At 46.7% G+C, this 7,196-nt stretch carries 5 protein-coding genes; all 5 read left to right on the top strand.

Going from position 1 to position 7,196, the window contains the following annotated elements:
* Positions 1-238: PadR family transcriptional regulator (locus tag VB081_RS11800; RefSeq protein ID WP_323401001.1), on the top strand; the 238-nt coding region annotated here is incomplete at its 5' end.
* A gap of 134 nt (positions 239-372) precedes the next feature.
* Complete coding sequence (gene mgtA, locus VB081_RS11795; RefSeq protein ID WP_018307464.1) at positions 373-3,036, top strand: magnesium-translocating P-type ATPase; 2,664 nt, start codon at positions 373-375, stop codon at positions 3,034-3,036.
* Positions 3,037-3,051: 15 nt separating this feature from the next.
* Complete coding sequence (locus tag VB081_RS15065; RefSeq protein WP_018307465.1) at positions 3,052-3,555, top strand: winged helix-turn-helix domain-containing protein; 504 nt, start codon at positions 3,052-3,054, stop codon at positions 3,553-3,555.
* A gap of 485 nt (positions 3,556-4,040) precedes the next feature.
* Positions 4,041-4,361 carry a DUF3784 domain-containing protein gene (locus VB081_RS11785; protein ID WP_018307466.1) on the top strand — a complete coding sequence of 107 codons (321 nt, stop codon included), beginning with the start codon at positions 4,041-4,043 and terminating at the stop codon, positions 4,359-4,361.
* Positions 4,362-4,596: 235 nt separating this feature from the next.
* Positions 4,597-7,196, top strand: a 2,600-nt coding sequence (gene mgtA / locus VB081_RS11780; protein ID WP_323401000.1) for a magnesium-translocating P-type ATPase, incomplete at its 3' end; no start/stop codon positions are given.

Below are 7,196 nucleotides of genomic sequence, written 5' to 3'. Positions count from 1 at the left end.
TGAGATTGTGAAAAGGTTGAATGAACTCGGTTTTGAGGGCATTGCCGAAGGTACAGTCTACTCCCTGCTGGTGCGGCTGGAAAGGAACCGATTGGTTCACATTGTCAAAAAACCTTCCGAAATCGGCCCGCCGCGGAAGTTCTACACACTCAATGAGCGCGGACGGGCTGAATTGATGTCTTTTTGGGCACGATGGGACTTTTTGAGCGGACGTATTGAAATTTTAAGAAAGAAATAAAAGAAGGAAAGAATTATGAGCTTTAGCCATGAAAAAACAGGACGGAAATAAATCGCAAAGGAAAAGCAAGAAATTGGCGGCTCGGATTATGATAAAATAATATATATTTACTCATTTGATTAGGAGGTATCACTTTGAATAAAGCATCCCTATTAAACAACCGTATGAAAAAATACGCTCATAGTGATACGGCCGCTCTGTATAACGATTTGGGTATCACGCGAAACGGGCTTCGACTGGAGCAGGTCGAGGTCATGAAGAAAAAATATGGGGACAACAATATTGTCGCCAGAAAATCGGATACCATAGGATTTCGGCTCCGCCGAGCCTTTATTAACCCGTTTACCGTAATTCTGTTCGTGCTGGCCATTGTATCCCTTGTAACGGATGTATGGTATACGGACGATCTCCATAAGACCGCCACAACGGTTATCATTATCAGCGTGATGATTCTCGTCAGCGGTGTTGTTCGTTTTATCCAGGAACTTCGGTCGAAACATGCCTACGATCAATTGGACCGGCTGGTGCATACCCATATCAATGTAAAAAGAGACGGTGTCATTATAAAAATACCTGCCGAAGATCTGGCGGTGGGTGATTGTGTCTATTTATCTGCAGGTGATCGCGTACCGGCGGACATACGCCTTACAAATACAATGGATCTGTTTGTTTCGCAATCCGCTATCACGGGGGAGAGCGGCATCCTGGAAAAAAACAGCGGGAAGTATGACTATACGGAGCAAATGGCCTTTTCACAGTACGAAAACCTTGTCTTTATGGGAACGACCGTGATCAGCGGAAAAGGCGAAGGTGTTGTCCTTGCCGTTGGAAAAGAAACGCTGTACGGCAATTTTATTCAGCCCAATGCCCTTACTTCCAACACTTTTGTAAAAGGTGCGAACTCGATTGCCTGGATTTTGCTCCGGTTCATGGTTATTTTAGTTCCCATTGTCTTTGTTGTTTCCGGCATTACAAAAGGAAACTGGGTGGAATCCTTCCTTTTTGCATTGTCCGTAGCGGTTGGCCTGACCCCGGAAATGCTTCCTATGGTCATCACGGCTTGTCTGGCAAAGGGCAGTATTTCCATGTCGAAGAAACAAACAATTATCAAGGATATCAATGCTATGCAGGGTTTCGGAAGCATGGATGTTCTATGTATGGACAAAACCGGAACACTCACCAATGTAAATATAATATTAGAATACTATATGGACATTCTTGGAAACGAAAGTGAAGAAGCGCTCCGCCTTGCCTATTTGAACAGCCTATACCACTCCGGTGTGAAAAACCCCATTGATACTGCGATTCTGGAATGCCGAAATATGCCGGGGAAAAATGAATACTATGAGGCTTTAGCCGGACAGTACCACAAAGCGGATGAAATCCCTTTTGATTATTCTCGTAAATATGTCAGTACGCTCATCGCAGACGATCACGGAAACCATCAGCTCGTCATGAAGGGCGATGTGGAGGCCGTATTCTCCCGATGTGCCTTTGTGGAGTATCAAGGAACCGTCAAGCCCATTTCAGAAGATGGAAGAAGCAGCGTTGCCGCGGTGGTAGATGAAATGCTGGAAGATGGCATGAAGGTGATTGCTGTCGCCAGAAAAGACTTAGGCAATCAAAATATGGCATCTCTTTCAGACGAATCCGGCATGACTTTGGTGGGGTATCTTGCCTTCTTTGACGCTCCTAAAAAATCGGTGGCACAGTCCATTGCCAAGCTCAAGAGCCTGCAGGTAAAGGCGAAAATCCTTACGGGCGATCATCAGCAGATTGCCCTCTCTATTTGCAGCAGAATCGGCATTGCCTCCGAAAATATGCTGACCGGAGCAGACTTAAACCACTTATCCGATTTGGAATTGCGGCTCGTGGTGGAAAAAACGGATGTATTTGCCGAACTAACCCCCAGCCAAAAGGTTCGTATTGTAACGGCTTTGCAGGAAAACGGTCATACCGTGGGATTTCTTGGTGACGGCATGAACGATATTCCCGCGATCTGTGAAGCGGATGTGGGAATATCCGTGGATACCGCCGTTGATGCCGCAAAGGACATGGCCGGTGTCATTCTGCTGCAGAAGGACTTGAATGTGCTGGAGGAAGGCATTTTAGAGGGCAGAAAGACCTTTGCGAACATGTCCAAGTATATCAAAATAACCGCAAGCTCCAACTTTGGCAATATTCTTTCCATTGTTTGCGCCAGTGCTTTCCTGCCTTTTTTACCGCTGGCGGCCGTACAGCTCCTGCTCTTGAACCTGCTTTATGATATCCTTTGTATCGTGCTGCCGTGGGATCATGTTGATCAGGAGGTGTTTTCTTCCCCCAGGGAATGGTCCGGTAAAACCCTTGGACGTTTTATGCGGTTTTTCGGCCCCATCAGCTCTATTTTTGATGGGATCACTTTTCTGTTTTTATACTTTGTCCTATGCCCCGCACTTACCGGAGGGCTGCTCTATACCCAGCTCACCGACCCGGTCATGCAGTTTCGATATATCGCACTCTTCCAGACCGGATGGTTTCTGGAATCCATGTGGACGCAGGTTTTGATTCTGCACATGCTGCGCACTCAAAAAATACCTTTCCTGCAAAGCAGGCCATCGGCCTCGGTTATGCTGATTACGGTTATCGGCATCCTGCTGTTCACAGGACTTACCTTTACCCCTATGGTCAATGTCCTGGGTCTGACGGTGCTCCCCCTGTGGTATTTTGGGTTCCTGCTTGTTGTCGTCGCCAGTTACATGCTGTTAACCACCGTATTGAAGCGAATCTACATTGCCAAATACGGTGAGCTGATTTAGAAAGGGGGAATCGCATTGAAGAAAAACGCAAGCTTTATCATGATGGATTCCGCCCTTGCTAAATCCCTGTATGATACCCTGAAAACTTTAGAGCCTAAATCCAGGTATTCCGATGAGCTTCTGCAGGGATTAAAGGATTTGATGGAAGGCGAGGTGGCTACCCTCATGCTGGGGATGACCGGTAATGGGGAACCCTTCATCAATGGCGCAGACGATGGCATTTATGTCGGCGCACTTGAAATCCATCCCAAGAACCATAAAGTGTTATGTGATGGAGCAGAGGTCAGTTTAACCCCAAAGGAATTTGACATTCTATATTTTCTTGCAAAGAACAAGGGGGAGATTTTCACCAAGGAACAGATTTACCAGGCAGTTTGGGCAGAGGATTATCTTATGGCAGACAGCAATATCATGGCCTTTATCCGAAAGCTCCGAAAAAAGATTGAACCAAACCCGGATGTGCCGGAATACATCCTTACCATATGGGGAATCGGTTATAAGTTTACGGACCGAATATAGAAAAACGGATTGGCTCCCGCTGCGCAGCGGATGAGATCAATCCGTTTTTTCTTGCCGTTTCGCAAGAAAATCGCAAGAATTTAGCCATATGATTTCTTTTCGATTATGGTTATAATAATAAAGTGCTGTTGAGCGCCATATTGAAAAAACAATGGAAGGAGATGAGATTTCGTGGACAGTTACAGTTGTAGGGGACAAAACAAAACGGTCAGACAAATAGATATTCGTGGATGTTATATCAGGTTCTTTACCACTGGAACTGATATACTGCTATGGGAATAGCACGGAAATCTCTATCCATTCATCCATAGATAGATTGTCCATCGTTTATGTATTCCTCTATAGGCTGCGTTTCCGTAACTGCGAAGAAGTTTTGCAGAAAACAAATTACGGGTTATGCGCTGAAGAAGCATAATAGCGATGGTTTTTTTATGCCCTTTTCAGCCGTTCCACAGGAAACTACACAATAAAGGAGAGTGAAACGTATGAACTTAAATTGCATTGTTTTTGGACTTATCTTCCTGGTGGTTGGTATCGTCTTTTTCATCGGAGTGGGTCCAAACTGGATCAAAGCTTGGCGTGACATGCCAAAAGAAGAAAAAAACAAAATACACATGGATGAACTCAGCAAGAATATCGGGTGTGTATTTTTGGTTGCCAGCGGCATTTTTCTGATATCCGGTTTTAATCCCGGATTTAAGAACGCTGCATTTGTATGGTGCATGATCGCCTGGTTTGTGTTGACAGGCATTGATGTAGCTTTCATTACAAAGTCAAACAGGTATAAAGCTGATGCTGCAAAATGACTGCCGTAAGGCATTGACATAGATACTTTAAAAAGAAAGGGGCGAAACAGATGGAATCCGATACTGGAAGTGGGTTAGGCCCTCAAGACATACAACCTCCGGGGCGAAGAAGATACCAGCAAAACTTTCGCATAGCGAAAAACCTGCTGTCTGTTTTGCTAAAAACTTTCTAAGTCCATACAGGCTGATGTCTTGCTTCCGATTTCACTAAATACAATTTAGGAGGTATAGACTCATGAACAAGAAAAAAAACAAAGTGGCTGTGAAAAAAATTTCAGAGAGCTATGTCCGCAGAGACAGAGCCAACGAAGTGATTACTTTCGCCGCAACCAATAAAATCAAGACTGTTTTAAGGAAATTCAACACCTCCCCCGACGGTCTTTCAGAAAAAGAGGTCGTTGCAAGCCGCAATGCCTATGGCAGCAATAGGGTGACCCACGAAAAGAAAAAAACGCTGCCGCAAAGATTGGCAGGCGCGTTCATCAACCCTTTTACGGCAATTCTCGTTTGCCTTGCCATTGTATCTACGATTACGGATGTTATCCTTCCGATTATGCAAAACACACCGGAGGATATTAACCTGCGTACAGTCATCATCATCATGGCCATGGTCGTTATTTCCGGCACGTTACGCTTTGTGCAGGAATCGCGCTCCGGCAATGCCGCTGAAAAACTCCTGGGCATGATTACTACAACCTGCACCGTTGACCGGGAGGAGGGCAAAAGGCAGGAAATTCCCCTTGCCGATGCGGTGGTTGGTGATATCATCCATCTTTCTGCCGGTGATATGATTCCTGCGGATGCCAGAGTGCTCCAAGCGAAGGATTTGTTTATCAGTCAGGCGGCCCTGACGGGCGAAAGCGCACCTGTGGAAAAATTTGCAGAAGTCGGCAATGATAAGGTGGATACTGTTACAGAGTATTCCAATATTGCATTCATGGGAAGTAACGTAATCAGCGGCAGCGCCGTCGCAGTGATCATCTCTGTCGGCGATGATACTCTGTTTGGCTCCATGGCTTCTTCGGTTGCGGGCGAGGCTGTTGAAACCAGCTTTACCAAAGGCGTCAACGCCGTGTCCTGGGTGCTCATCCGGTTTATGTTCGTCATGGTGCCTGTCGTATTTGTCATAAACGGGCTTACCAAGGGCGACTGGCTGGAAGCGTTCCTGTTCGGTATTTCCGTCGCGGTAGGACTGACCCCCGAAATGCTGCCGATGATTGTTACCAGCTGCCTTGCAAAAGGCGCTGTATCCATGTCTAAAAAGAAAACTATCGTAAAGAACCTGAATTCCATCCAGAATTTTGGCGCCATTGATATTCTCTGCACTGACAAAACCGGCACCTTGACACAGGAGCGCGTGGTACTGGAGTATCACCTGGATGTTATGGGCAATGAAGACACCCGTGTGCTTCGCCACGCCTACCTGAACAGTTATTTTCAGACAGGCTATAAAAATCTGATGGATCGGGCCATTATTCGCAAGACAGAGGAAGCGGAGGCCTCCGATCCAAGACTCATCGATTTGTCTGAAACCTATACAAAAGTGGATGAGATCCCCTTTGATTTCACCCGCCGCCGTCTTTCCACGGTAGTCAGTGACAAAAGCGGCAAGACGCAGATGGTCACCAAAGGGGCCGTAGAGGAAATGCTCTCCATCTGCTCCTTTGCTGAGTATCAGGGTAAGGTGGAACCTCTTACGGAGGAATTAAAAGTAAATATCCTTCGGACGGTAGATACCCTTAATGAAGACGGAATGCGGGTTATTGCTGTTGCACAGAAAACTAATCCGTCTCCGGTTGGCGCATTTGGCGTGAAAGATGAATGCGATATGGTGCTGATCGGTTATCTGGCGTTTTTAGACCCGCCGAAGGAATCGGTACATGAAGCAATCAAAGCCCTCAAGGAGTATGGCGTTACAACCAAAATTCTGACTGGCGACAACGACAAGGTAACCCGCTTTATCTGCAAAAGGGTAGGCCTGAAGGTCAACAACCTGCTGCTGGGCTCCGATATTGACAAGATGGACGACGACGCTCTGGCAAAAGCGGCGGAGCATACTGACGTATTTGCAAAGCTCTCGCCGGCTCAGAAGGCCCGCATCGTCACTGTCCTTCGCAATAACGGCCATACCGTTGGCTTCATGGGTGAGGGTATCAATGACGCTGCGGCAATGAAGTCCGCCGACATTGGCATTTCTGTGGATAACGCAGTCGATATCGCGAAGGAATCGGCAGACATTATTCTTTTGGAAAAAGACCTGATGATTTTGGAAGAAGGCATTATCGAAGGCCGCAAGACCTATGCCAATATGAACAAATATATCAAGATGACGGCGTCTTCCAACTTCGGCAATATGTTCTCGGTGCTGGCTGCCTCCGCCCTGCTTCCTTTCCTGCCCATGATGGGCGCACAATTGATCTTCCTCAACCTGATCTACGACCTGTCCTGCACTTCCATACCCTGGGATAACGTAGATGAGGAATTCCTGAAGAAACCCCGCAAGTGGGACGCGTCCTCGGTTGGAAGCTTCATGCTGTGGATCGGGCCTACAAGCTCCATCTTTGACTGGACCACCTATGCGATTATGTACTTTGTTTTCTGCCCGCTGTTTGTGTCCAACGGTATTCTGTATAACGACCTAGCAAATCACTTTACTGGTGCTGAGTTAATACGGATGCAAACGAATTATACGGCGCTGTTCCAGGCCGGATGGTTTGTAGAGTCCATGTGGAGCCAGACCATGGTGATTCACATGATCCGTACGCCAAAACTTCCGTTCATCCAAAGCCGCGCTTCCGTTACGCTTACGCTACTTACCTTTGCTGGCATTGCAAT

This window comes from Christensenella sp. (genome assembly GCF_034927525.1).
Lineage (GTDB): Bacteria > Bacillota > Clostridia > Christensenellales > Christensenellaceae > Christensenella.
The sequence above is the reverse complement of the archived record's forward strand: the minus strand, read 5'-3'. Positions and strand labels throughout refer to the sequence as shown.